Below are 23,973 nucleotides of genomic sequence, written 5' to 3'. Positions count from 1 at the left end.
GGGATGGAGCCAATAGACATCGGCATCGCCGTCACAGCGGGTCTTCTGGTCCTTGTCGTTCTTGGCATGCGCGTGGCCTTTGCCGCGGCGCTGGCCGGGCTGATCGGGCTGATCTGGATCTTCTGGTCGAAGAAGGGCTACGACCCCGAGGATTTCGGCTGGGCGCTGACCGTGGCGGTCAAGACCGCCGGACAGGTGCCCCATTCCAAGGTCGCGTCGCAGGCGCTGTCGCTGATCCCCACCTTCATCCTGATCGGCTATCTGGCCTATTACGCGGGGCTGACCCGTGCGCTGTTCGAGGCCGCCAAACGCTGGGTCGGCTGGCTGCCTGGGGGGCTGGCGGTGTCCACCGTCTTTGCCACGGCGGGCTTCGCCGCGGTGTCCGGCGCGTCGGTGGCAACCTCTGCCGTCTTCGCTCGCATCGCGATACCCGAGATGCTGAAGGTCGGCTATGACAAGCGCTTTGCCGCGGGTGTGGTCGCCGCAGGCGGCACGCTGGCCAGCCTGATCCCGCCATCCGCCATTCTCGTGATCTACGCCATCATCGTGGAGCAGGACGTGGGCAAGCTGCTGCTGGCGGGGTTCATCCCCGGCATCGTATCGGCCTGCATCTATGCCGTACTGATCGTCGGCCTTGCGTTGACCTTGCCAAAATTCGGCCCGCCCGTCGGCGGTTTCACATGGGGGCAACGCTTCCGCGCCCTGCCGCCGGCGATGCCGATCTTCTTCGTGGTGTGGATCATCATCTTCTTCGTCTACAACCCGTTTGGCGGCGATGCCTGGGGCACGCCCACCGAGGGCGGCGCAATGGGCGCCTTCGTCGTGTTCCTGATGGCGCTTTTCCGGGGCATGCGCTGGGCGCAGTTCAAGGACGCACTGCTGGAAACGGCCAAGCTTTCGGCGATGATCTTCACGATCATCTGGGGCGTTCTGATCTATGTCCGCTTCCTCGGCTTCGCCGATCTGCCGGGAGCGTTTTCCGACTGGATCACCTCGCTCGACCAGTCGCCGATGCTGACGCTGGTGATGATCCTCCTGGCCTATGCAGTGCTGGGCATGTTCATGGACGCGATCGGGATGCTGCTGCTGACCTTGCCGGTGGTCTACCCCGCGGTCATGGCGCTGAACGGTGGCGAGTATGTAAGTGCCGCGGACAGCGCCTTCGGCATGTCGGGCCCGATGTGTGCCATCTGGTTCGGCATCCTCGTCGTCAAGATGGCCGAGTTCTGCCTGATCACACCGCCCATCGGGCTGAACTGTTTCGTGGTGGCCGGCGTGCGCGACGACCTGTCGGTGCAGGACGTCTTCAAGGGGGTGACGCCGTTCTTCGTGGCCGACGCCGTGACCATCGCTGTGCTGGTCGCCGTCCCGGGGATCGTCCTGTGGTTGCCGAGTTTCGCGTGAAGAACGAAACTTAATAGTAACTTGAGAATTCACCTTTCTTACGTTAACAGAAAAGTTACTTGTAGCTTGGGGGACTCTTTCATGAATGCCATATCGAAATTCGTCGGTGCTACAGCCGTAGCGCTGACAGCTTCCGTTGCCACGGCCGCCATTTACGAGGCGCCGGTTGCCGACAATGCCTACATCACGATGAACGGGCTTGACTGGGCTTGGGCCTATCCGGTCTCGGTCGGTGTCGATCTCGGATACCAATCGCAATTCGGCTGGCGCCTTGCGACCTCTGCCGAACTTGCGAACGCGCCGCTGGCGACAGACTTCGTCTTTGCCGGCGCGAATGTTCCGCTCAACGGAACCGACCCCGTCTCCGGATCCTATTTCCGCTTCCTCAATGCCGAGTTGGACGGTGCGGCGGCTTGCGCGACCGCCTATTTCAGCAATGACTATGCATGGTGCGACTGGGCCAACGGTCTGGGTCAGGGCATGGCCCCGTGGGCGGGCATGCAAGGCGCGGAATGGTACTCCGAGACGCTGGTCGTCCGGGATGCCATGCCGGACGTTCCGCTTCCAGGGGCCGCTGGGCTGCTGCTCGCCGGTCTGGGCGGTATCGCCGCCCTGCGCCGCCGGAAATAAGGCCCGGCGACCGAACCGGTCGACCGGCAATAATGACATTGCGAAGCCCGGCAAGCGTCGGGCTTTTGCAGTTGGGCACCCGTCGATACCCTTTGCACCGGCTTGCGGATCCGTCTGCTGAAAGAGAATATGTGAGCGAGGCGAACAGCGCCTATGGCAGGTCGCAACCGGCATGCGCGGCGACCTGTTCGTGCATCACGTCGTCAAGGGGGTGACGCCGTTCTTCGTGGCCGACGCCGTGACCATCGCGGTGCTGATCGCCCTACCGGGGATCGTCCTGTGGTTGCCGAGTTTCGCGTGATGCCCCAAGGGAAACCAGAGATTGAGAAGTCCTTCATTTTATGTTAACTAAGAATTCTTCTAGTAATGGGGGCCTTTCATGAAAATCATCTCAAGACTGCTCGGTGCAACGTCGATCGCACTGACCGCTTCCGTGGCATCCGCCGCCCTTTATGAGGCGCCGGTTGCCGCAAACGCCTATATTACGATGGACGGGCTCGACTGGGCGTGGGCCAACCCGCTTCCGGCGAACAACTCTTCTTTCGATCTCAGCTATCAGTCTGCCTTCGGTTGGCGTCTGCCGACGGTTGCCGAACTGGTCAACGCACCGTTGGCAACGGATTTCATCTTTGCCGGCGCCAACGTCCCTCTCAGTGGCACCGATCCGGTTTCGGGCGCCTACTTCACGACGGCCACGGCCTCGCTGACCGGTGATGCGGCCTGTGCATCACCTTATTTCAGCAATACCTTCTACCACTGCGACTGGCAGGACGGACTGGGTGAGATTTACGGCCCCTGGGCCGGCATGCAGGACGCCGAGAGCTTTGCCGAGCAGCTTGTCGTTCGCAGCGCCACGCCGCCGGTCCCGCTTCCCGGGGCCGCCGGCCTGCTGCTGGCCGGTCTGGGCGGTATCGCCGCCCTGCGCCGCCGCAAATAAGGCCCGGCGACCGAACCGGTCGACAGGCAAGATGAGACTGCGAAGCCCGGCAAGCGTCGGGCTTTTGCAATTGGTCGCCCGTCGATACCCTTTGCACCCTCTTTCCGATCCGGCTACGACATCGGGCCAGAGCCACCGAGGGGCTATTCGATGACCGCACTTGTGGCCGATATCGGCGGCACCAACACCCGCGTCGCGCTTGCCGAGGGCCCAGAGATCGTGGCCGGCAGCGTGCGGCGCTTCCTGAATGCCGAACATGCGGGCCTTTACGATGTGCTGCGCCGCTTTCTGGCCGAAATGGGCCACCCGCAGATCGACGGCGCCTGCGCAGCCGTTGCAGGGCCCGTGCGCCACGGGGCTGGCAGCCTGACCAATTTCGACTGGGACATCTGCGAGGACCGGATCGGGGCCGTCGCCGGCACGACCCGCGTGAAACTGTTGAACGATCTGCAGGCGCAGGGCCACGCGCTGGATCATCTGGGGCCCGACGCGCTGACCCCGGTTCTGGACGGGCCGCAGGAACCAGGGGCACCGCGGCTGGTGATCGGGATCGGCACCGGCTTCAACTCCACCACCGTCTACAAGACCGCCGGCGGCACCGTGGTGACCGCCGCCGAATGCGGCCATATGAGCCTGCCGGTCTGTGACGAACGCATGCTGTCGCTGGCCCGCTTTGCCGCTGGGGCCGATGGTTTTTCGGATGTAGAGGACATCCTGTCGGGCCGCGGCCTTGAAACCGTCTATGGCTGGACGACGACCGCGGCGGGTGCACCGCGTACGCTGCCGGGCCGCGAGGTTCTTTCCGCCATCGGCCATGACCCGCAGGCCGCCGAGGCGTTGCAGGTCTTCGTCCGTATGCTGGGCCGCGTGGTCGGGGATCTTGCCCTTGCCCATCTGCCCTATGGCGGCATCTACCTGATCGGCGGCATGGCCCGCGCGGTCGCCCCGCATCTGGAAACGCACGGCTTTGCGGACAGCTTCCGCGACAAGGGACGGTTTTCATCCCTCATGGAAGAGTTCGCAATTTTAACCGTTTTTGACGATTTCGCTGCGCTGATCGGCTGCGCGGGGTATCTGGAAGACGGGGAGTGAGACGACGCACCGCCCTTTTCATCGCGTGCCCTCGCGGCTAGAAAATGGGAAATTCGCAAGAAAGGAAGTCGGGTCATGAAGATCGACGGGACCCATTACCGTTCCATCTGGCGGGAAGCCGACGGCACCGTCAGGATCATCGACCAGCGCTGGCTGCCGCACGAGTTGCGGATCGTCCCCCTGAACAGCCGCGAAGATTTCGCCACGGCGATCCGCGACATGTGGGTGCGCGGCGCGCCACTTATCGGGGCGACGGCCGCCTATGGCGTGGCCGTGCAGATGGCCCGCGACCCTTCGGACGCGTCTCTGTCCGAAACGTGGGAGGTGCTTCACGCCACCCGCCCCACCGCAATCAACCTGCGCTGGGCGCTGGACGAGATGACCCGCGTCCTGAAACCGCTGTCGCCCGCAGACCGGGCCGAGGCCGCCTTCGCACGCGCCGCCGAGATCTGCGACGAGGATGTCGAGATCAACCGTCGGATCGGCGTGAACGGGCTGGAGATCATCCGCGACATCGCCAAGAAGAAGGGTGGCGGCCGCGTCAACGTGCTGACCCACTGCAATGCCGGCTGGCTGGCGACGGTAGACTGGGGCACAGCGACCTCTCCCGTCTACCACGCGGTGGAAGACGGCATCGACATTCATGTCTTCGTGGATGAGACCCGCCCACGGAACCAGGGTGCACAACTGACCGCGTGGGAGATGAACCATCACGGCGTCAGCCATGACCTGATCGTGGACAACGCCGGCGGTCACCTGATGCAGCATGGCGAAATCGACCTGTGCATCGTCGGCACCGACCGGACCACCGCCCAGGGCGATGTCTGCAACAAGATCGGCACATATCTGAAAGCGCTGGCCGCCCATGACAATGGCGTGCCCTTCTACGTCGCCCTGCCGTCGCCCACCATCGACTGGACGGTCAAGGACGGGGTCAGGGAGATCCCGATCGAGGAGCGGTCACAGGCCGAAGTGACCCATGTTCAGGGCCGCATGAACAGCGGTCTGGTCGGCATGGTTCAAATCTCGCCCGACGGCACCCCGGCGCGGAACCCGGCCTTCGATGTGACACCTGCGCGTCTGGTCACGGGTCTGATCACCGAGCGCGGCGTGGCCGAGGCGAGTGCCACAGGTCTGGCCGCGCTGTTCCCGGAATTCGCAAAGGCGGCGGGCTAACGGCAGTCTGCCGGGAAACGGGCAATGACAGGCGCCCATGCCCCCTGATCCGCCTGCCGAATTGACAGCTTGTCGCACCTCTCCCTAGGCTTGCGGGTGCGGTCGCCCCTGCGGCCGCATCAACAGGGAGAAAGACCATGTGCGATATCTGCGTGATGAATGCCGTGAAGGACCGGATGCTGTCGCGGCGCAGTTTCTTCAAGGCAGCCGCCGGGGCGGGCGTCGCCGCGGCAGCGGGTGTGACGGCCTCTGCCCCTCGGGCACTGGCGGCGGGCCACAGTTCGGTCACTGACATGACCCACACGCTGTCCGAAGACTTCCCGACCTTCGGCGGCTCGCCCGGTATCGCCTATGACAAGCAGTTCGACTTTGCCGCGAATGGCTATAACCTGTATTCACTGACGGTGAACGAACATACCGGCACCCATCTCGACGCGCCGCTGCATTTCTCGCAGGACGGGGCATCGGTGGATGAAATCCCGGTGGAAAACCTCGTCTGCCCGCTATGTGTCGTCGACATCCGCGCCCGCGCGGCAGAGGACCGCGACACGCAACTGACCCCCGACGATCTGAAGGGCTGGATCTCCGCCAATGGGGAGATCCCCGAGGGTGCCTGCGTGGCGATGAATTCGGGCTGGTCCGACAAGGTGGGAACGGCTGCCTTTCGCGGCGCCGACCCTGCGCGCCCCGGCGGCCTGCATTTCCCCGGCTTCCATATCGAGGCCACGCAGATGCTGCTGGAAGAAACCGGCGCCGCGGCGATCGCGGTGGATACGCTGTCGCTCGACCACGGGCCATCGGCGGATTTCGCCACCCATTATGCGTGGCTGCCCGCTGGCCGCTATGGCATCGAATGCATCGCCAATCTCGACAAACTGCCCGCCTCTGGCGCGACGCTTGTGGTCGGGGCGCCGAAGACCCGTGGCGGAACGGGTGGACCTGCCCGCATTTTTGCGATGGTGTAAGGGGGACGCGCCGGCCCCCGGCGCATCCCAAACGCCAGGAGGACCCGATGGCCACGGTGAAGATCTGGACCGATGCGGAGGCCGAGGCCGACGCCCGCGTCAAGGCGGTGTTCGACGACATCCGCGCCACCCGCAAGACCGACTTCGTCAACAATGTCTGGCGGGCCCTGGCCAACCAGCCCGCCGTGCTGGAATCGACATGGGCGCAGGTCAAGGCGGTGATGGCGCAGCCGGGCGCGTTGGACCCGCTGACGCGGGAGATGCTCTACATGGCGGTCTCCATCTCCAATGGCTGTGAATACTGCGTCCATTCCCACACGGCCTCGGCCCGCGCGAAGGGGATGACCGAGGAGATGTACGCCGAGTTGCTGGCCGTGGTCGGGCTTGCCTCCCAGACCAACGCGCTGGTCACCGCGCTTCAGGTTCCCGTCGACCCCGAATTCAAGGTCTGAGCCATGGGTGAAAAGGCAATCATCGCGCGCGAACCCGGCGGCCCCGAGGTTCTGGAATGGTCGGACTGGGAGGTCGGCGCCCCCGGCCCGGGTGAGGTTCTGGTCCGCCACACCGCCGTGGGCTTGAACTTCATCGATACCTATTTCCGTTCCGGCCTGTACCCGTGGCCCAACGATGTGCTTGTCCCGGGTGGAGAAGCGGCCGGCGTGGTCGAGGCGCTGGGCGACGGCGTCGAGGGGCTGAGCCCCGGCGACCGCGTGGCCTATACCCTGCCGAATGGCTCCTGCTGCACGGCGCGTCTTCTGCCCGCCGACCGTCTGGTGCCCCTGCCCGATGCGGTCAGCGACGAGGTCGCGGCCTCGGTCATGCTGAAGGGACTGACGGCACACTATCTGATCCATGACAGCTTTCCCGCTCAGGACGGCCAGACCGTTCTGGTCCATGCCGCGGCGGGGGGCGTGGGTCTGCTGCTGGGCCAATGGCTGGCGGCGAAAGGCGTGCGTGCCATCGGCACGGCAGGCGGACCGGACAAGGTCGCGCTGGCCCGGGCGCATGGCTATGACACGGTGATCGACTATCGCGCCGGCGATTTCGTGCCCCCCGTGATGGAGGCCACCTCCGGCGAGGGGGTGGAGGCCGTCTATGACAGCGTGGGGCGCGATACGTGGCGCGGCTCCCTCGCCTGTTTGAAACAGCGCGGCATGTTCGTCAGCTTCGGCCAGTCCTCCGGCACGCTGGATGATTTCCGGATGTCGGACCTGGCCGCAGGCAGTTTTTCGGCGAACCGCCCCGTTCTGTTTCACTACATCGCCACGGCAGAGGACTTGCGCGGGCGCGCCGCCGATCTGTTCGCCGCGATTGCAGACGGGGTGCTGACACCGAAGGTCGGGCAAAGCTGGCCCCTGTCGGATACGGCAGACGCCCACCGCGCGCTGGAGGGGCGCGCAACCACCGGGGCAACCGTATTGATCCCATGAACGTCAGGGGGTGGCCCGGCACCGGGGCTACGCCCAATTGCGCATCTGCGACTCACATTTCTTGGGCAGAATTGATTCAGGTCAAAGTCTGTCTTTTGAAGAATTCTAACGTGAGGGCGTACGCGTGAACCAAAACATCAACGGTGCCTGCCATGAAAACACTCCTCACCACCGCGCTCCTGACCACCGCACTGACCATGCCCGCCGCCGCGTCCGAGCTGCGGGATCTAGCGCTTGATTACTTCGAGCCGCTGCCCTCCACCATTCCGCAGATCGCCGACAACCGCGTCACGCCCGAGAAGATCGAGCTCGGCAAATCCCTGTTCTTCGATCCGCGCCTGTCGGCCTCTGGCGTGTTTTCCTGCTATTCCTGCCACAACCTGACCACCGGCGGTGACGACAACATGGAAACCTCGGTCGGCCATGGCTGGCAGAAGGGTCCGCGGAACTCTCCCACCGTGCTGAACGCGGTCCTGAACATCGCGCAGTTCTGGGACGGCCGCGCAGAGGACCTGAAGGCACAGGCCAAGGGCCCGGTGCAGGCAGGGGTCGAGATGGCCAACACGCCCGACAACGTGGTCGCCACGCTGAACTCGATGCAAGCCTACAAGGACTGGTTCTCGGCCGCCTTCCCCGATGAGGCAGAGCCCGTCAGCTTCGACAACATGGCCCGCGCGATCGAGGCGTTCGAGGCCACGCTGATCACGCCGGCGCCGTTCGACGCCTTCCTGAACGGCGACGATATGGCCCTGACCGATGTGCAGAAAGAGGGGCTGGAGCTTTTCGTCAACAAGGGCTGCACCACCTGCCACAACGGCGTGAACCTTGGCGGGAACGGCTACTACCCGTTCGGTCTGGTCGAAAAGCCGGGCGCCAACATCCTGCCCGAAAGCGACAAGGGCCGTTTCGCCGTGACCGAAACCGCCTATGACGAATACGTCTTCCGCGCCGCGCCGCTGCGCAACATCGCCGAGACCGCGCCCTATTTCCACTCCGGCAAGGTCTGGGACCTGAAAGTGGCCGTTCAGGTGATGGGCGTCGCCCAGTTGGGTGAAGAGGTCAGCGACGACGAAGCCGAGAAGATCGTGGCCTTCCTGCACAGCCTGACCGGTGAGGTGCCCGAGGTGACGCTGCCGGTCCTGCCGGCCGAAACCTCCGCAACCCCGCGGCCGGACATCATGGTCCGCGAAAACTAAGCTCGATCCTCTGTCTCCGAGCTATTGACGGGGTCGGCCACAGGGTCGGCCCCGTTTCTTTTGCGTCCCGCGGGCGGGGAACCTCTACTTGAAATCGGCCAACAGCGCCGTGGCCGCATTGCGCAGGGCTGCCATGTCGACCGAGATCGCGGTGAAGCTTGTCCCAAGCCCGATGCAGTGATGGGCAAACTCCTCGTCAAGCGTCAGGATGCCCGAGGGCACGCCGACATCCTTCAGCCGCCCGATTGCGCCCTCGATGGCGGCCACGACGTCGGGATGCCGCTGCTGGCCCGGATAGCCCAGGCTGGCCGACAGATCCGCAGGCCCGATGAAGATACCATCCACCCCGTCGACGGTGGCGATGTCTTCCAGACGGTCCAGCGCCTGCCCGGTCTCGACCTGCAGGATCAGGCAGAGTTCCTCCTCCGCCCGGGCCATGTAGTCGCCGATCAGGCCATAGCGGCTGCTGCGGGTCATGCCCGCCACCCCCCGCACGCCGCGTGGCGGATAGCGGATCGCCTGCACGGCGGCCTCTGCCTCTTCGCGCGATTGCACATAGGGCAGCATCAGCGTCTGCGCCCCCTGATCGAGATGGCGCTTGATCAGGACCCAGTCGTTGATCGCGACCCGCACCACGGCTGAAACCTCGGGATAGCCGTCGATTGCATGAAGGGCGGGCAGCGTGTCCGTCACCTCCATCGCGCCGTGTTCGGTATCCAGAACGATCCAGTCGAAGCCGCAGGCCGCCAGCATGTCTGCCACGGTACTGTGCGGGATCGCGTTCCAGACGCCGATCTGCGGGCGCCCCTCTTTCAGCAGCGCCTTGAACCGGTTTTTCGGTATGTCCATGCCCCTCCCCCTTGGTGTCCGGTCGTCATCCGGACAGGGAAACGCCCCCCGGCGGGGGCGTCAAGCGGGAAGGGTCACTGTTCGCGGAAGGCGCGCTGGAAATAGACCGTCAAAGGCCTGAGCAGATAGGAGAGCGGCGTGCGTTCGCGGGTGCGCAGGAACGCCTCCACCGGCATGCCGGGGAGGAGTTGAACCTCGGGGATGTCCGCCAGAACCGAGGTATCGGCTAGGATCACCGCCTCGAAATAGGTCTCCCGCGTCGCCTCGTCCTGCAAGGCATCGGCCGAAACGCGCAGCACCTTGCCCGGCACATCCGGGGTTGTCCGCGCGTCATAGGTCGTCAGCTTCAGCGTCACGTCCTGACCGGCATACACCTCGTCCACATGAACGGGGTCGATCCGGGCCGAGATCTGCAGGGCCTGCCCGCCGGGCACGACATACATCATCGGTTCGGCCGGCTGCACGACGGAGCGCACGGCGAAGATCTTGGAGCCGAAGACGACACCGTCTGCGGGGCTGCGTACATCCAGCCGCGACAGCCGTTCGATCAGACTTAGCCGACGCTCCTCCAGCTCGATCTCGCTGTATTGCAGGTCACGCAGGCGGCTGATCGCCTCTTCCCGGCGTTGTTCATGCAGGCGCAGGGCCTGAACGGCCAGTTCAGAGATCCGCGCGCGCAACTCCGCCACCTGAGAGGTCAGCCGTCCGATATCGCCTTCCAGACCGGCCTGCTCTCGCTGGAGCGCCAGCACCTGACCGACGGGCACAAGGTTCTGCGCATAAAGGGTTTCCTTGTCCTGCAACTCACGCTCCACCAGCGCCAGTTGCTTTTCCAGCGCCGTGATCTGGGCATTGGTGCCCTCGATCTGGTTTTCGATCTGGTGGGTCTGCTCGGTCAGTTGTTCCAGTTCCTGCGCCAGTGCGACCTTGCGCGCCTCGAACAGACTGACCTGACCGTCGATCTGGCCCTGCACCCACGCCTCGTCGAGATGGGCAAACGCATCAAGCGGCGGGAAGGTCACACTGTCTGCCCCGTCACGCTCTGCAATCAGGCGCCCCTTTCGGGCCTCGATCTCCAAAAGCTGCCGCTCCACGATGGCCAGTTCGGAGCGCAGGAAGGTCCCGTCGAGCCGCAGCACCACATCGCCCGCGGCGACCGTATCGCCATCCTTGGCAAGGATTTCGCCGACCACCCCGCCATCGGGATGCTGCACGACCTGCCGTTCGGATTCCACCTCGACCACGCCGGGCGCGACGACCGCCCCGGCAATCTGCGTGAAGAGGCCCCAGGCCCCAAGCCCGCCGACCAGAAACAGGATTGCCAGCACACCGACGATCAGCGGCACACCGGCACGGGGAAGGTTCGGCGCGCTCATGCCTTGGCCCCCTGAACGGTTCCGCGCACCGATCCGACAGTCCGCTGCACGTCAGAGGCATTGCGCATGATCGCCTTGATCACCTCGTCCCGCGGGCCCAGCGCCTTTTGCTGTCCGCCGTCGATCACAAGCAGCCTGTCGCAAACCGCGATGGCGGTCGGTCGGTGGGTCATGATCAAGACCGATTTGCCCTTCTTCTTCATGTCGCTGACAACCGCGTTCAGTGCGTCCGAGCCATCGGCATCCAGCGCCGAGTTCGGCTCGTCCAGAACCAGAAGAACCGGATCGTGATAAAGCGCCCGCGCAAGGGCAAGCCGCTGCCGCTGACCACCCGACAACATGCTGCTGCCTTCGCTCAGGACCGTGTCATAGCCCTTGGGCAGGCGGAGAACGATTTCGTGGACGCGCGCAAGCCGCGCAGCCTCCACCACCCGCTTGGCGTCGGGCTCCAGCGCCATATGCGCGATGTTTTCCGCCACCGTCCCGTCGAAGAACCGAACCTCCTGCGGCAGGCATCCGATATACCGGCCCAGCCGTTCGGGCCCGTACTGGTCGAGCGTGGCGCCCGCCAGCCGTACTTCACCGGTCGTCGGCGCCATCAGGCCCTGGATCACGCGGGCAAGGCTGGTCTTGCCGGCACCGCTTTTCCCGATGATGCCCAGCGCATCGCCCGGCGCGACCTCGAAATTGATACCCTGCAGGATCGGCGGCGCCCCCGGCGCGCCACGCAGGCCAATGTTGGAAATGGAAAGCCGCGCCTCGGGCGCCGGCAGTTCCGTGGGAGCGCGCGGGGCGGGCACCGCGTTCAGGAACTCATGCAGAGCGCTCCAGCCAGAGCGCGCGCGTTGAATGTTCTGCCATTGGCCCAGCACCTGCTCGATCGGGGCAAGCGCCCGGCCCATGAGGATCGACGCGGCGATCATCGCCCCCGCCGTCATTTCGTGCTGCAACACGAGCCACGCGCCCACCGCCAGCATCGCCGATTGCAGGAACAGCCGGAACGCCTTGGAAAATGCGCTGAACGTGCCGCTGCGGTCGTTCGCGCCCAAACCGGCCGCACTGTACTCTTCCTGCAGGCGGGCCCAGCGTTCGGCCATGACCGGCGCCATACCCTGCGACCAGACCAGCGCACCGCCCTCTTCCGCCTGCCGTGCCAGCCGCTGGGAACGGACGGAAAGACCCTGCGCCCCGTCCAGCGCACGTTTCGTGACAATGCGGTTGACGAAGGTGACAACGATCAGAAGACCGCCGCCGGCCAAGGCAACCCAGCCCAGAAGCGGATGGAAGACGAAGATCGCCACAAGAAAGAACGGCGTCCACGGCATGTCGAGCAACGACAGCAGCACGGGCGAGGCGAAGATGTTGCGCACCGAGTCCAGATCCTGCATCGCAGCCGCCCCGGGGCCCTGTCCGCCGCGCAGCGCCGCCCGCTCGATCACCGCGGTGAAAACCCGCCGGTTGAAGGTCGCCTGCAGGCGCGCGCCGATCCGGGCCATGACCCGGCCGCGCGCGAATTCCAGCAGCCAGTAGAGGAAGTAGAGAGAGCCGACGAGGAGCGCCAGCGCTACCAGCGTTTCTTCCGACTTGGACCCCAGCACCCGGTCGTACACCTGCAGCATGAACAGCGGGCCGGTCAGCATCAGCAGGTTGGTGAAGATGCTGAACAGCGCCACCCAGCCCAGCAGGCCGCGGCTCTTGGCCTTTGCGAGTGACAGTTCGTTCTCGTCCTTGTCCCGGCGCATCGCGGGGCTCCTCGGCTATGAGATGTGGCAGACGGTCGCCCGCCTGCGCGGATTTTCGTGCCCCCAAAGAACGGGTCGGCACCGTTTTTTCAAGCGGTTTGCTGCAAATCCCCTAAAAATCGGTGGATGTCGGCACGGGACCGACTTGGATGTTGTGATGTCCCCGGCATTCGGGTCACTCTGTGACCAGCGGGGGAGAAGGCATGATCGACAAGCTGGAGATGTTTATCGCGCTGGCCCGCGAACAGCATTTCGGCCGCGCGGCCGAGGCCTGCGGCGTCACGCAGCCGACGCTGTCGGCCGCCATCAAGCAGCTTGAGGACCAGTTGGGCGTGATGCTGGTTTGGCGCGGGTCGCGCTTTGGCGGACTGACACCGGAAGGTGCGCGGGTTCTGGAACGGGCGCGCCGGATCGTCGGCGACGCCCGCGCCCTGCGCGAGGAAATGCGCGCGGTGAAGGAGGGGCTTTCGGGCGATCTGCGGATTGCCACGATCCCGACCGCGCTGGCCGCGGTCAGCACGCTGACCGACCCGCTGACGTCGCGCCATCCCCGGCTGCGGGTCACGGTTCTGTCGCGCAATTCGGTCGAGATCCTGCAGATGCTGGACGATATGCAGATCGATGCGGGGATCACCTATCTCGACAACGAACCCTTGGGCCGGGTCACGGCCCTGCCGCTTTTTACCGAGCACTACAACCTGATCCTGCGCGCCGACCATGCCAAGGCGGGCCACGCCTCCATCGGCTGGGCGGAGGCCGCGGGCGAACGGCTGGCGCTTCTGACCCCTGACATGCAGAACCGCCGGATCGTGGACCGCCACATGGCAGAGGCGGGCACGGCGGCCGCACCCGGGCTGGAATCGAATTCGATCATAACGCTGATCGCCCATGTCCAGTCCGGCGGCTGGGCCACGATCCTGCCACGGCGCAGTGCCTCTCCCTTCCTCGAAGGCGGCGGTCTGGTGGCCATTCCGCTTGTTGCCCCCGTGGCGGCCCACGCCGTCGGCCTGATCGCCCCGCACCGGGAGCCGCGCACCCCGGTTCTGGAGGCACTGCTGGACGCGGGAAGACGCGCCGAGCTTCAATAGAAAATCCCTATCGGCCCACGAAACGCGGCCATTGATTGCACCGCACCCGGCTTGGCACACTCTCGTAAAAGGGGAGGAACGCCATGACTGGGCCTGACATCGCACAGCGCGTGCGAGAGATCGTGGCATGTCATGCAGATATCGAAGGGGCGCTGCTGCCCGTTCTGCATGCTATCCAGGAAGACTTTCGGCACATTCCGGACGCCGCCGTTCCGGTGCTGGCTGACGCGCTTTGCCTGAGTGCCGCCGAAATCCGCGGTGTCATCAGCTTCTACACCGATTTCCACGACCACCCGACAGGCAAGCGGAGGCTCCGTGTCTGCCGGGCCGAGGCCTGTCAGGCGATGGGGGCGGCGGCATTGGGCGACACCTTGCGCGCCCGGCTGGGCATCGACTGGGAAGGCACCACGACGGACGGGGCCGTTACGCTGGAACCGGCCTACTGCCTAGGCCTTTGCGCCTGTGCGCCAGCCGCACTGGTCGATGACACGCCGGTGGGCCGGGCCACCGCCGACCGGCTGCTGACCATGGTCGCGGAGTCCGCGACATGAGCCTTTCGCTGTACCTACCCTGCGATGCCGCGGCGCTGGCCCTGGGCGCCGATGAGGTTGTCGCGGCGCTGACCTCCGAGGCGCATGACCGGGGAACCCCGCTGGACCTGACCCGCACGGGCAGCCGCGGGATGATCTGGCTGGAACCGCTTCTGGAGATCGAGCGCGATGGCATCCGCTATGGCTTTGGCCCGCTGACGACCGCGGACATCCCGGCCCTGTTTGACGGCGATTTCGGCGACCACCCCAAGGCGCTGGGCCCGGTGGAGGAGATCCCGTTCCTCGCCCGCCAGACCCGGCTGACCTTCGCGCGCTGCGGGCGGACCGATCCGTTGGACATCGACGCCTATCGCGCGCATGGCGGTTGGGCCGGTCTGGAACGGTCGCGGCAGATGACGCCCGAGGAGATCGTGACCGAAGTGACCGAGTCCGGCCTGCGCGGCCGGGGCGGCGCGGGCTTTCCCACCGGCATCAAGTGGCGCACCGTGCTGGAGGCCGAAGGGCCGAAGAAGGCCATCGTCTGCAATGCCGATGAGGGCGACAGCGGTACCTTTGCCGACCGCATGCTGATCGAGGGCGACCCGTTCTGCCTGATCGAGGGGATGGCCATCGCGGGCCGCTCCGTCGGTGCCGACCGAGGCTACATCTACCTGCGATCCGAATACCCCCACGCCATCTACACCATGCGGCGTGCCATCGCGATTGCGCAAGAGACAGAGCTTGCCGCGGACGGCTTTCGCATCGAGTTGCGGGTGGGGGCCGGCGCCTATGTCTGTGGCGAGGAAACCGCGCTCTTGAATTCGCTGGAGGGCAAGCGCGGCACCGTGCGCGCCAAACCGCCCCTGCCTGCCCATCACGGTTTCATGGGGCGGCCAACGGTGGTGAACAACGTCATCACTCTGGCCTCCGTTCCTGTGGTCATGGCCAAGGGAGCAGACCATTACAAGGCGCTCGGCCTCGGCCGGTCGCGGGGAACGATTCCCCTGCAGGTGGCCGGCAACGTGAAACGCGGTGGCCTGTTCGAGGTCGCCTTCGGCATGACCATCCGGGAACTGGTTGAGGATCTGTGCGGCGGCACGGCCTCCGGGCATCCGGTGAAGGCAGTGCAAATCGGCGGGCCGCTGGGCGCCTACTTCCCGCCGGAGCTGTTCGACACCCCCCTTGGATACGAAGAATGTGACAGCGCCGGCGGCCTGCTGGGCCATGCGGGGCTCGTCGTTTTCGACGACACCGCGGATATGGGCGCGCTGGCACGGTTCGCGTTCGAATTCTGCGCCGTGGAAAGCTGCGGCACCTGCACACCGTGCAGAATTGGCGCCGTCCGGGGCATGGAGACGGTGGACCGGATACTGGCGGGCGACCCCGCGGCTCCCGCCCTGCTTGCCGATCTGTGTGAAACGATGCGGGACGGGTCGCTCTGCGCCCTGGGCGGCTTCACGCCCTACCCCGTCGAAAGTGCGCTGAAATACTTCCCCGAGGATTTCGCGCGCCAGAAGGCGGCCGCGGAATGATGATCACACCCCGCCGCAACCGCCTGGCCCGGCTTCACGACAAGCAGTGCCCAAACGTCCCCGAGATGGAGGCCCTGAAATGAAAGACTTCATCATTCCCGACCCCGATTTCGGCACCCCCCTGCGCCAGTCGGACAAGACCGTCACCCTGACCATCGACGGCCAGCGTGTCACCGTGGCCGAGGGCACCTCTGTCATGCGGGCCGCGGCTGAGGCGGGGATCGAGATCCCCAAGCTTTGCGCCACCGACAGCGTGGAGCCCATCGGCTCCTGCCGGCTGTGCATGGTGGAGATCGAGGGGCGGCGGGGGACGCCCGCCTCCTGCACCACGCCCGCCGCCGAGGGGATGGAGGTTCGCACCCAGACCGACAAGCTCTCCCGCCTGCGGCGCGGGGTGATGGAGCTTTATATCTCCGACCACCCGCTTGACTGCCTGACCTGCGCGGCGAATGGCGATTGCCAGTTGCAGGACATGGCGGGCGCCGTCGGCCTGCGCGAGGTCCGCTATACCCCCGGCGCCAACCATTTCGAGACCCGCCAGAATGGCGAGGCGAACCCGCGCTATATCGCCAAGGACCAGACGAACCCCTATTTCACCTATGACCCTGCGAAATGCATCGCCTGCTATCGCTGCGTGCGTGCCTGCGAAGAGGTTCAGGGCACCTTCGCCCTGACGGTGGAGGGGCGTGGGTTCGAGGCGCGCATATCGACCGGCGCCGCCAATTTCCTGTCGTCGGATTGCGTCAGTTGCGGCGCCTGCGTGCAGGCCTGCCCGACCGCCACGCTACAGGAAAACGCGGTGATCGAGCACGGCACCCCCGACCACGCTGTGGTCACCACCTGCGCGTATTGCGGCGTGGGATGCAGCTTCCGGGCAGAGATGCAGGGCGACCGGCTGATCCGCATGGTACCGTGGAAGGACGGCAAGGCGAACCGCGGCCATAGCTGCGTCAAGGGCCGGTTTGCATGGGGCTATGCCAACCATCCCGACCGCATCACGACCCCGCTGATCCGCGAGACCATACAGGACCCGTGGCGCGAGGCCAGTTGGGAGGAAGCTTTCCGCTTTGCCGCGGACCGGCTGAACAAGATCAGGGCCGAGCACGGCCCCGGCGCCATCGGCGGCATCACATCGTCACGCTGCACGAACGAGGAAACCTTCCTCGTGCAAAAGCTGATCCGGCAGGTCTTTGGCACCAACAATGTCGACACCTGCGCGCGGGTCTGCCATTCGCCGACGGGCTATGGGTTGAAGACAACCTTCGGCACCTCTGCCGGAACGCAGGACTTCGACAGTGTGGAACACACCGACGTGGTGCTGGTGATCGGGGCGAACCCGACCGACGGGCACCCGGTCTTTGGCAGCCGGTTGAAGAAGCGCCTGCGGCAGGGCGCCAAGCTGATCGTCGCAGATCCCCGGCGGATCGATCTTGTGAAAGGTCCACATGTCGCTGCCGCGCATCATCTGGCGCTCCGCCCCGGTACCAATGTCGCGCTGCTGACCGCGATGGCCCATGTTATCGTCACCGAGGGGTTGACCGATGACGCCTTCATCCGGGAACGCTGCGATCTGGACGCCTATGCCGACTGGGCGAATTTCGTGTCGGAGGACCGGGTCAGCCCCGAGGCCACCGAGCATCTGACCGGCGTCCCGGCCGACGAGGTGCGCCAGGCCGCGCGCCTGTATGCCACCGGGGGCAATGCTGCGATCTATTACGGGCTGGGCGTGACGGAGCACAGCCAGGGCTCCACCACCGTGATGGCGATTGCGAACCTTGCCATGGCGACGGGCAATATCGGGCGCCCGGGGGTGGGGGTGAACCCGCTGCGCGGCCAGAACAATGTGCAGGGTTCCTGCGACATGGGATCGTTCCCGCACGAGTTGCCGGGCTATCGCCATGTGCATGACGCAGAGGCCCGCGCAACCTTTGAAAAGGTCTGGGGCACGACGCTGTCGGACGAACCGGGCCTGCGCATCCCCAACATGCTGGACGCTGCCGTCGATGGCAGTTTCCGCGGCATCTACATTCAGGGGGAGGACATCCTGCAATCGGATCCGGACACCAAGCATGTGGCCGCAGGGCTGGCCGCGATGGACTGCGTCATCGTCCACGACCTGTTCCTGAACGAGACGGCGAGTTATGCGCATGTGTTCTTGCCCGGCTCTACCTTCCTTGAAAAGGATGGAACCTTCACCAATGCCGAACGCCGCCTGAACCGCGTGCGACGGGTGATGGCGCCCAGTAACGGGCTGGCCGATTGGGAGGTCACGCAAGGTCTGGCGCAGGCGATGGGCGCGGACTGGGCCTATGCCCACCCGTCCGAGATCATGGCAGAGATCGCGGCAACCACCCCGGCCTTCGGGGGTGTGACCTATGATCTGCTGGATCGGGAAGGATCGGTTCAGTGGCCCTGCAATGACGCCTCGCCACAGGGCACGCCGGTGATGCACGAGGATGGCTTCGTCCGCGGCAAGGGGCTGTTCGTCGTTACCGACTATGTGCCCACGGATGAGCGTACCGGCCCACGCTTCCCGCTGTTGCTGACCACGGGCCGCATTCTCAGCCAGTACAATGTCGGCGCCCAGACCCGGCGAACGGACAACACCGTCTGGCATCCGGAGGATATTCTGGAAATCCACCCCCACGATGCCGAAACCCGCGGGATCAACGACCATGAGTGGGTCAGGCTCGCCTCCCGCTCGGGCGAGACGACGCTGCGGGCCACGCTGACCGAACGGGTCAATCCGGGCGTCGTCTATACCACGTTCCACCACCCCGAGACGCAGGCCAATGTCGTGACCTCGGACTATTCCGACTGGGCCACGAACTGCCCCGAATACAAGGTCACAGCGGTACAGGTCAGCCCGTCGAACGGCCCCTCCGACTGGCAGGTGCGGCAGGCAGAATTCACGCGGCGCGCCCGGCGCATCGACACGGCGGCGGAATGAGCGGCGGCTGGCATATGGCGAAGGCCCTGACTGTCGGGCCGCACGGCAGCACCGACAAGGCGGGGCCGTTGGCCGAAGAGGTGCCCGTGGCCCTGTGCTTCGACGGCACGACACAGGCGGTGATGCTGGCCAGCCCGACGGATCTTGCCGATTTCGCGGTGGGCTTCGCGTTGAGCGAGGGCATCGTCCAGACCCCCGACGCGATTGAGGGGTTCGAGCGTGTCGACCATGACACGGGGCTGGAGTTGCGCATCTGGCTGTCCCCCGGCCATGCTGCGCGGCTGACCGACCGGCGCCGCCTGATGGCGGGGCCGGTCGGATGCGGTCTGTGCGGGATCGACAGCCTTGCCGCGGCGGCGCGTCCGCTACCAAAGGTGTCGCGCGCCCCGATGCGGTTGAGCGCTGACCATATCGCCCAATCCGTCAGGGACCTGTCCCGGGCGCAGCCCATGCACGCCGCCACCCATGCGACCCATGCCGCCGGGTTCTGGACACCGGCCGAGGGTCTTGTCGCGGCGCGAGAGGATGTCGGGCGTCACAACGCGCTCGACAAGCTTATCGGGGCACTGGCCCGGGCCGGCCGCACGATGCGCGACGGTGCGATCGTCATGACCTCCCGCGTGTCGATCGAACTTGTGCAAAAGGCGGCCATGGCCGGGGCACCGGTACTGATCGCCGTCTCGGCCCCGACCGCGCGGGCCGTGTCAGCCGCCGAGGAGGCAGGACTTGCGCTGATCGCCCGCGCCCGCCCCCCGGCCTTCGAGGTCTTCACCCACCCCGACCGTATCGCCCTTCTGGAGTTGCAGGATGACGCCTGAAAAACTGATCTACATGGCCAACCAGATCGCAACGGCCTTTGCCCATCTGCCCGCCGACGACGCCGATACCGCCATCGCCGAGCATATCGACAGTTTCTGGGATCCGCGGATGCGCGCGCAGCTCTTGTCGATGACGGCAGAGGGGGCGCCGGACCTTGCGCCCCGGGTGGTCAAGGCGGCCGCGCGGATCCGCAAACCCCAGACCGCCTGACACTGGCGCGCAGAGTATTGCGCGACTCCGCGGCCCGTGCCATGGGACGGCCATGCAGGAAAAGACCGGCGACTCCGGGGCCGCTGGGCGAAAACTGATCGACGGTTCGTTTCTCTTCGTTCTGGCGCTCGCCATCGCCTCCGGGCTTGGCGTGCTGTGGCTGAAAGGCGCAGAGCGGTTCTGGGACATTCTCGGCCGCGATCTGGGGTTTGCCCTGATGCTGATGCCCAAGATCGCAGCGGGGGTGCTGATCGCCTCCGCGCTGCCCTTCCTGCTCCCCCATGACAAGGTGCTGCGCTTTGTCGGGCCCGAAAGCGGCACGCGGGGTCTGATCATCGCCGCGCTGGCCGGGTCGGTATTTCCCGGCGGGCCTTCGGTCACCTACCCGCTGACCATCGGCCTGATGGCCGCGGGGGCCGATCTTGGCGCCGGCGTGGCGCTGGTGTCGGGTTGGGTTCTGCTGGGTCTCAACCGCACCGTGATCTGGGAACTCAGCTTTCTGCCGCCCGAATTCGTGCTTTTGCGGGTCCTGCTCTCGCTTCCCGCGCCGATCCTGTTCGGCTGGGCGGTGCGCCATGCAATGCGCCGGGTGATCGCGTGAACATCCTGATCGGAACCGTGCTGCTGTGGATCCTCGCGCTGGTTCTGCTGCGCAAGCTTTGGCGCGAAAGCCCCGAACACCTTGCCCCCCTCTTTGCCCGCACGCGAAAGACGATGACATTCATGATGCCGCGCGTCGTGGCGGGCCTTGTGGGCGCGGGGTTCATGGCCGAATTGCTGCCCGTCGATCATATCGACCAGTATTTCGGCGATGCCGCGGGCTTTGGCGGAGTCGTGCTGGCCACCGCCTTGGGGGCGGCAACCCCCGGCGGGCCGTTCGTGGCCTTTGCCATCGGGGCCGCCGCGCTGAAGGCCGGGGCGGCCTGGGCGCCGCTGATCGCCTATGTCACAAGCTGGTCGGTGATGAACCTCAACCGGACCATCGCCTATGAGCTGCCGCTGATGGGACGACGCTTCGTTCTTCTCCGCTCGGCCGTATCCCTGCCGATGCCCTTGATCCTTGGCGGGCTGGTCCTGCTGGTCTGAGGGTGTCTGGATCGACCTGGGGCAGCGCAAGGCTCACTTCGGCAGGAAGGCCCCCTGCTGGCCGCAGATATGGGCGTGGATGCGCCCGCCCGCCGGGCTGAGAGGCGTGTCGCTGCGATTGACCAGAAACCACTGCCGTATCATCGGCAGCGTCTGGGCATCAAGTTCCGCCAGCCGCCCCTGCTTGAGTTCGTCGACCACCGTGTGACGGGAGATCAGCGCGATGCCCAGACCGGCCATGACGGCCTGCTTCAGCGTCTCGTTGCTTTCCAGTTCGATCATGCGGGCGGGCCGGCCGCTGCCCAGCCGCTCGATAAAGCGATCCATCAGGATCCGCGTGCCCGATCCTTCCTCGCGCGCGATGAACGTCTCGGCCAGGATCGTCTCGGGCGCCACCCGCCCCTGCCCGACCAGAGGATGGTTGCCCGGTGCGATCAGCACATGGGGGTGCGGCCCCAGAACGGTTGCCTGCACCGCCGGGGCCCGCGGCGGGCGGCCCATGATGGCCAGATCGACGCTGGCGGTCTGAAGCGCGCTCACGATGCCCTCGCGGCTGGACACCCTGAGGATGATGTCGATCGTGGGAAAGGCGCGCTGAAGCTCGGCCACAAGGCGCGGGGCGAAGTATTTCGCCGTCGACACCACACCGAGCGTGACCATCCCCTCCATCCCTTCGTTCAGGGCGCGCACATGATCGGCGCAGGCTTCAAGGGCGGTATCGATGGCCCGGGCGCCCACCAGCACCGCGTCCCCCTGAGCCGTGAGTCGGGCGACGCCCTGCGGACCACGCTCAAACAACCTTGCGTTGAAATTCGCTTCCAACTGGCGGAGTTGGGTATGCACGGCGGGCGGGGTCAGGCGGATTGCCTCGGCCGCGGCGGTTATCGATCCGTGCTCGGCCACGGCCTGCAAGGCCCTGAGTTGCTTGAAAGTTACCGCTTCAGGACGGGGCATTAAAAATTCTTTTATGCGAGTTACGACTTTTTAAATTCTCTACCAGCGGCGTTTTCATCTAGCAACCGACAACGGCAAGCGGCCGTCAGATTCGGGAGGAAATTATGCAGAACGAGAATCCGATCCGGGATTTGCAGCATATCCCCGCAGAGCTTCAGCCTGTGATGAACGCGCTTTGCGAGGTCGGTGCCGACCTGGCCCGCGTGATCCAGCGCGGTCCTCTGGGCGGCGCACTCGGCGCGGCCGTGGGGGAAAACCTCGGCGGCGACCAGCAAAAGGCGCTGGACGTGATGGCCGACGACGCCTTCGCCGACCGGCTCAAGGGGTCGGGCGTGCGCTACTACGCCTCGGAAGAGCAGGACGATGTCGTCGAACTGGACCCGGCGGGCAAATACGCGCTGGCCATCGACCCGCTGGACGGATCGTCGAACATCGACGTGAACGTGTCAATCGGCACCATCTTCTCGATCTTCGAGGCCAAGGAAGACGGCAATTCGAGCTTCCTGCGCCCGGCCAGCGAACAGCTTGCCGGTGGCTATATCATCTTCGGCCCGCAGGTCATGCTGGTTGTGACCTTCGGCAAGGGCACGCAGGAATACCTGCTCGACCCCGATACAAAGCAGTTCATCCTGATCAACGAGGCCGTGAAGGTCCCCGAGACCTCACGCGAATTCGCGATCAACGCGTCGAACTATCGCCACTGGCCGAAGCCCGTGCGCGCCTATATCGACGACTGCCTTGCCGGTGAGGAAGGCCCCCGCGAAAGCAACTTCAACATGCGCTGGGTTGCGTCGCTGGTGGCCGAAACCCACCGCATCCTGACCCGCGGCGGGGTGTTCCTGTACCCCGGCGACTCTCGCAAAGGCTATGAACGCGGCCGCCTGCGGATGATCTACGAATGCGCGCCCATCGGCTTCGTGATCGAGCAGGCCGGCGGCAAGGCCACCGATGCGCAGGACCCGATCCTGTCGAAGACGGCCGACAAGCTGCATGCCCGCACGCCGTTCGTGTTCGGCTCCAAAGACAAGGTCAGCCGTGTGGCGGCCTATCACGACCTGCCCGAGCAAGAGGTCAACGCCCTGTTCGGCAACCGCGGCCTGTTCCGCGTCTAACAAGTTCCCGGGAGGACAGACATGAGCAAGAAACACCCGATCATCTCCGTCACCGGCTCTTCCGGCGCCGGGACCTCGACCGTCAAGCACACCTTCGACCAGATCTTCCGCCGCGAAGGCGTGAACGCGGTCTCCATCGAAGGCGACGCCTTCCACCGGTTCAACCGCAAGGACATGAAGGCCGAACTCGACCGTCAGTATGCGGCGGGCAATGTGGGCTTCAGCCATTTCAGCTATGAAGCCAACGAACTGGCCGAGCTTGAGCGCGTCTTCCGGGAATATGGAGAAACCGGCACCGGCAAGACCCGCCACTATGTCCATGACGACGAAGAAGCGGCGAAATACGGCGTTGCCCCGGGCGAGTTCACCGAGTGGGCGCCGTTCGAGGACAACTCTGACCTTCTGTTCTACGAGGGCCTGCACGGCTCGGTCATCAATGACGAGGTCAACCTGCCGAAATATGCCGATCTGAAAATCGGCGTCGTTCCGGTGATCAACCTCGAATGGATCCAGAAGATCCACCGCGACAAGGCCAAGCGCGGCTACACCACAGAGGCCGTGACCGACGTGATCCTGCGCCGGATGCATGCCTATGTGCACTGCATCTGCCCGCAATTCACCGAAACCGACGTCAACTTCCAGCGCGTGCCGGTGGTCGACACGTCCAACCCGTTCGTCGCCCGCTGGATCCCCACGCCGGACGAGAGCCTTGTCGTGATCCGCTTCAAGAACCCGCGGGGCATCGACTTCTCCTACCTCGTCTCGATGATCCACGGCTCGTGGATGAGCCGCGCCAACTCGATCGTCATTCCGGGCGGCAAGATGGACCTTGCGATGCAGCTCATCTTCACGCCGATGATCGAACGCCTCGTTTCCGAATCCAAACGCGCCTGAG

At 65.4% G+C, this 23,973-nt stretch carries 24 protein-coding genes; 20 read left to right on the top strand and 4 right to left on the bottom strand.

Translation table 11 applies throughout. The features are described from left to right. The first annotated feature begins 3 nt into the window (after nt 1-3). The 10 genes from RGUI_RS16730 (at nt 4) to RGUI_RS16690 (ending at nt 8,830) form a co-directional block, all read left to right on the top strand. Nucleotides 4-1,404 (top strand): TRAP transporter large permease, encoded by a 1,401-nt coding sequence (locus RGUI_RS16730; protein ID WP_081535037.1) that lies wholly within the window; start codon nt 4-6, stop codon nt 1,402-1,404. Between the two features lie 81 nt (nt 1,405-1,485). Beyond that, complete coding sequence (locus tag RGUI_RS16725; RefSeq protein WP_081535035.1) at nt 1,486-2,034, top strand: PEP-CTERM sorting domain-containing protein; 549 nt, start codon at nt 1,486-1,488, stop codon at nt 2,032-2,034. Between the two features lie 172 nt (nt 2,035-2,206). Continuing rightward, nucleotides 2,207-2,335: a hypothetical protein gene (locus tag RGUI_RS22390; protein ID WP_256387855.1), complete on the top strand. Its 129-nt coding sequence runs from the start codon at nt 2,207-2,209 to the stop codon at nt 2,333-2,335. A 78-nt stretch (nt 2,336-2,413) separates the two neighbouring features. Beyond that, nucleotides 2,414-2,971: a PEP-CTERM sorting domain-containing protein gene (locus RGUI_RS16720; RefSeq protein ID WP_081535033.1), complete on the top strand. Its 558-nt coding sequence runs from the start codon at nt 2,414-2,416 to the stop codon at nt 2,969-2,971. A gap of 150 nt (nt 2,972-3,121) precedes the next feature. After that, nucleotides 3,122-4,063, top strand: a complete 942-nt coding sequence (locus RGUI_RS16715) for an ROK family protein (RefSeq protein WP_081535031.1) — start codon at nt 3,122-3,124, stop codon at nt 4,061-4,063. Nucleotides 4,064-4,138: 75 nt separating this feature from the next. After that, nucleotides 4,139-5,239 carry an S-methyl-5-thioribose-1-phosphate isomerase gene (mtnA, locus tag RGUI_RS16710; protein WP_081535029.1) on the top strand — a complete coding sequence of 367 codons (1,101 nt, stop codon included), beginning with the start codon at nt 4,139-4,141 and terminating at the stop codon, nt 5,237-5,239. Between the two features lie 137 nt (nt 5,240-5,376). Further along, nucleotides 5,377-6,204 (top strand): cyclase family protein, encoded by an 828-nt coding sequence (locus RGUI_RS16705; protein WP_081535027.1) that lies wholly within the window; start codon nt 5,377-5,379, stop codon nt 6,202-6,204. Between the two features lie 47 nt (nt 6,205-6,251). Then, a complete protein-coding gene (locus RGUI_RS16700; RefSeq protein ID WP_081535025.1) occupies nt 6,252-6,656 on the top strand; it encodes a carboxymuconolactone decarboxylase family protein in 405 nt (134 codons plus the stop codon). 3 nt (nt 6,657-6,659) lie between these two features. After that, nucleotides 6,660-7,634 carry a quinone oxidoreductase gene (locus tag RGUI_RS16695; RefSeq protein WP_081535023.1) on the top strand — a complete coding sequence of 325 codons (975 nt, stop codon included), beginning with the start codon at nt 6,660-6,662 and terminating at the stop codon, nt 7,632-7,634. Nucleotides 7,635-7,786: 152 nt separating this feature from the next. Then, nucleotides 7,787-8,830: a cytochrome-c peroxidase gene (locus RGUI_RS16690; RefSeq protein ID WP_081535021.1), complete on the top strand. Its 1,044-nt coding sequence runs from the start codon at nt 7,787-7,789 to the stop codon at nt 8,828-8,830. Between the two features lie 84 nt (nt 8,831-8,914). On the opposite strand, the gene RGUI_RS16685 is transcribed toward RGUI_RS16690, so the two are convergent. From RGUI_RS16685 to RGUI_RS16675, 3 genes are all read right to left on the bottom strand, one after another. Continuing rightward, nucleotides 8,915-9,679, bottom strand: a complete 765-nt coding sequence (locus tag RGUI_RS16685) for an HpcH/HpaI aldolase/citrate lyase family protein (protein WP_081535019.1) — start codon at nt 9,677-9,679, stop codon at nt 8,915-8,917. 74 nt (nt 9,680-9,753) lie between these two features. Beyond that, nucleotides 9,754-11,055: an HlyD family type I secretion periplasmic adaptor subunit gene (locus RGUI_RS16680; RefSeq protein WP_081535017.1), complete on the bottom strand. Its 1,302-nt coding sequence runs from the start codon at nt 11,053-11,055 to the stop codon at nt 9,754-9,756. After that, nucleotides 11,052-12,797, bottom strand: a complete 1,746-nt coding sequence (locus tag RGUI_RS16675; RefSeq protein WP_081535015.1) for a type I secretion system permease/ATPase — start codon at nt 12,795-12,797, stop codon at nt 11,052-11,054. The genes RGUI_RS16680 and RGUI_RS16675 overlap by 4 nt, the downstream gene beginning before the upstream one ends. A gap of 203 nt (nt 12,798-13,000) precedes the next feature. Here RGUI_RS16675 and RGUI_RS16670 point away from each other — a divergent pair, with 203 nt between their 5' ends. From RGUI_RS16670 to RGUI_RS16635, 8 genes are all read left to right on the top strand, one after another. Then, the gene (locus RGUI_RS16670) at nt 13,001-13,885 is read left to right on the top strand and encodes a LysR family transcriptional regulator (RefSeq protein WP_081535013.1); all 885 of its coding nucleotides are present in this window, start codon (nt 13,001-13,003) and stop codon (nt 13,883-13,885) included. An 83-nt stretch (nt 13,886-13,968) separates the two neighbouring features. Beyond that, nucleotides 13,969-14,436 carry a formate dehydrogenase subunit gamma gene (locus RGUI_RS16665; protein ID WP_081535011.1) on the top strand — a complete coding sequence of 156 codons (468 nt, stop codon included), beginning with the start codon at nt 13,969-13,971 and terminating at the stop codon, nt 14,434-14,436. Next, nucleotides 14,433-15,947, top strand: a complete 1,515-nt coding sequence (locus RGUI_RS16660) for an NADH-ubiquinone oxidoreductase-F iron-sulfur binding region domain-containing protein (RefSeq protein ID WP_081535009.1) — start codon at nt 14,433-14,435, stop codon at nt 15,945-15,947. The genes RGUI_RS16665 and RGUI_RS16660 overlap by 4 nt, the downstream gene beginning before the upstream one ends. Before the next feature lie 79 nt (nt 15,948-16,026). Continuing rightward, nucleotides 16,027-18,897, top strand: a complete 2,871-nt coding sequence (gene fdhF / locus RGUI_RS16655) for a formate dehydrogenase subunit alpha (protein WP_081535007.1) — start codon at nt 16,027-16,029, stop codon at nt 18,895-18,897. Next, nucleotides 18,894-19,715, top strand: coding sequence for a formate dehydrogenase accessory sulfurtransferase FdhD (fdhD, locus tag RGUI_RS16650; protein WP_081535005.1), 822 nt, complete (start codon nt 18,894-18,896; stop codon nt 19,713-19,715). Before fdhF ends, fdhD begins: the two co-directional genes overlap by 4 nt. Then, nucleotides 19,705-19,926: a formate dehydrogenase subunit delta gene (locus RGUI_RS16645; protein ID WP_081535003.1), complete on the top strand. Its 222-nt coding sequence runs from the start codon at nt 19,705-19,707 to the stop codon at nt 19,924-19,926. Before fdhD ends, RGUI_RS16645 begins: the two co-directional genes overlap by 11 nt. Nucleotides 19,927-19,978: 52 nt before the next feature. Beyond that, on the top strand, nt 19,979-20,527 hold the full coding sequence (locus tag RGUI_RS16640; protein WP_081534987.1) for a permease: 549 nt from the start codon (nt 19,979-19,981) through the stop codon (nt 20,525-20,527). Further along, nucleotides 20,524-21,012, top strand: a complete 489-nt coding sequence (locus tag RGUI_RS16635) for a hypothetical protein (protein ID WP_081534985.1) — start codon at nt 20,524-20,526, stop codon at nt 21,010-21,012. The genes RGUI_RS16640 and RGUI_RS16635 overlap by 4 nt, the downstream gene beginning before the upstream one ends. A 33-nt stretch (nt 21,013-21,045) precedes the next feature. On the opposite strand, the gene cbbR is transcribed toward RGUI_RS16635, so the two are convergent. After that, complete coding sequence (gene cbbR, locus RGUI_RS16630) at nt 21,046-21,966, bottom strand: LysR family regulator CbbR (protein ID WP_081534983.1); 921 nt, start codon at nt 21,964-21,966, stop codon at nt 21,046-21,048. 104 nt (nt 21,967-22,070) lie between these two features. On the opposite strand from cbbR, the gene RGUI_RS16625 reads away from it, so the two are divergent. Further along, nucleotides 22,071-23,078, top strand: a complete 1,008-nt coding sequence (locus tag RGUI_RS16625) for a class 1 fructose-bisphosphatase (RefSeq protein WP_081534981.1) — start codon at nt 22,071-22,073, stop codon at nt 23,076-23,078. Nucleotides 23,079-23,099: 21 nt separating this feature from the next. Next, entirely contained in the window at nt 23,100-23,972 is an 873-nt protein-coding gene (locus RGUI_RS16620; protein WP_081534979.1) for a phosphoribulokinase, read from the top strand. Nucleotide 23,973 lies beyond the last annotated feature (1 nt).

The sequence above is a fragment of the Rhodovulum sp. P5 genome (assembly GCF_002079305.1).
Lineage (GTDB): Bacteria > Pseudomonadota > Alphaproteobacteria > Rhodobacterales > Rhodobacteraceae > Rhodovulum.
This window is presented reverse-complemented; position numbering and strand designations above follow the sequence as displayed.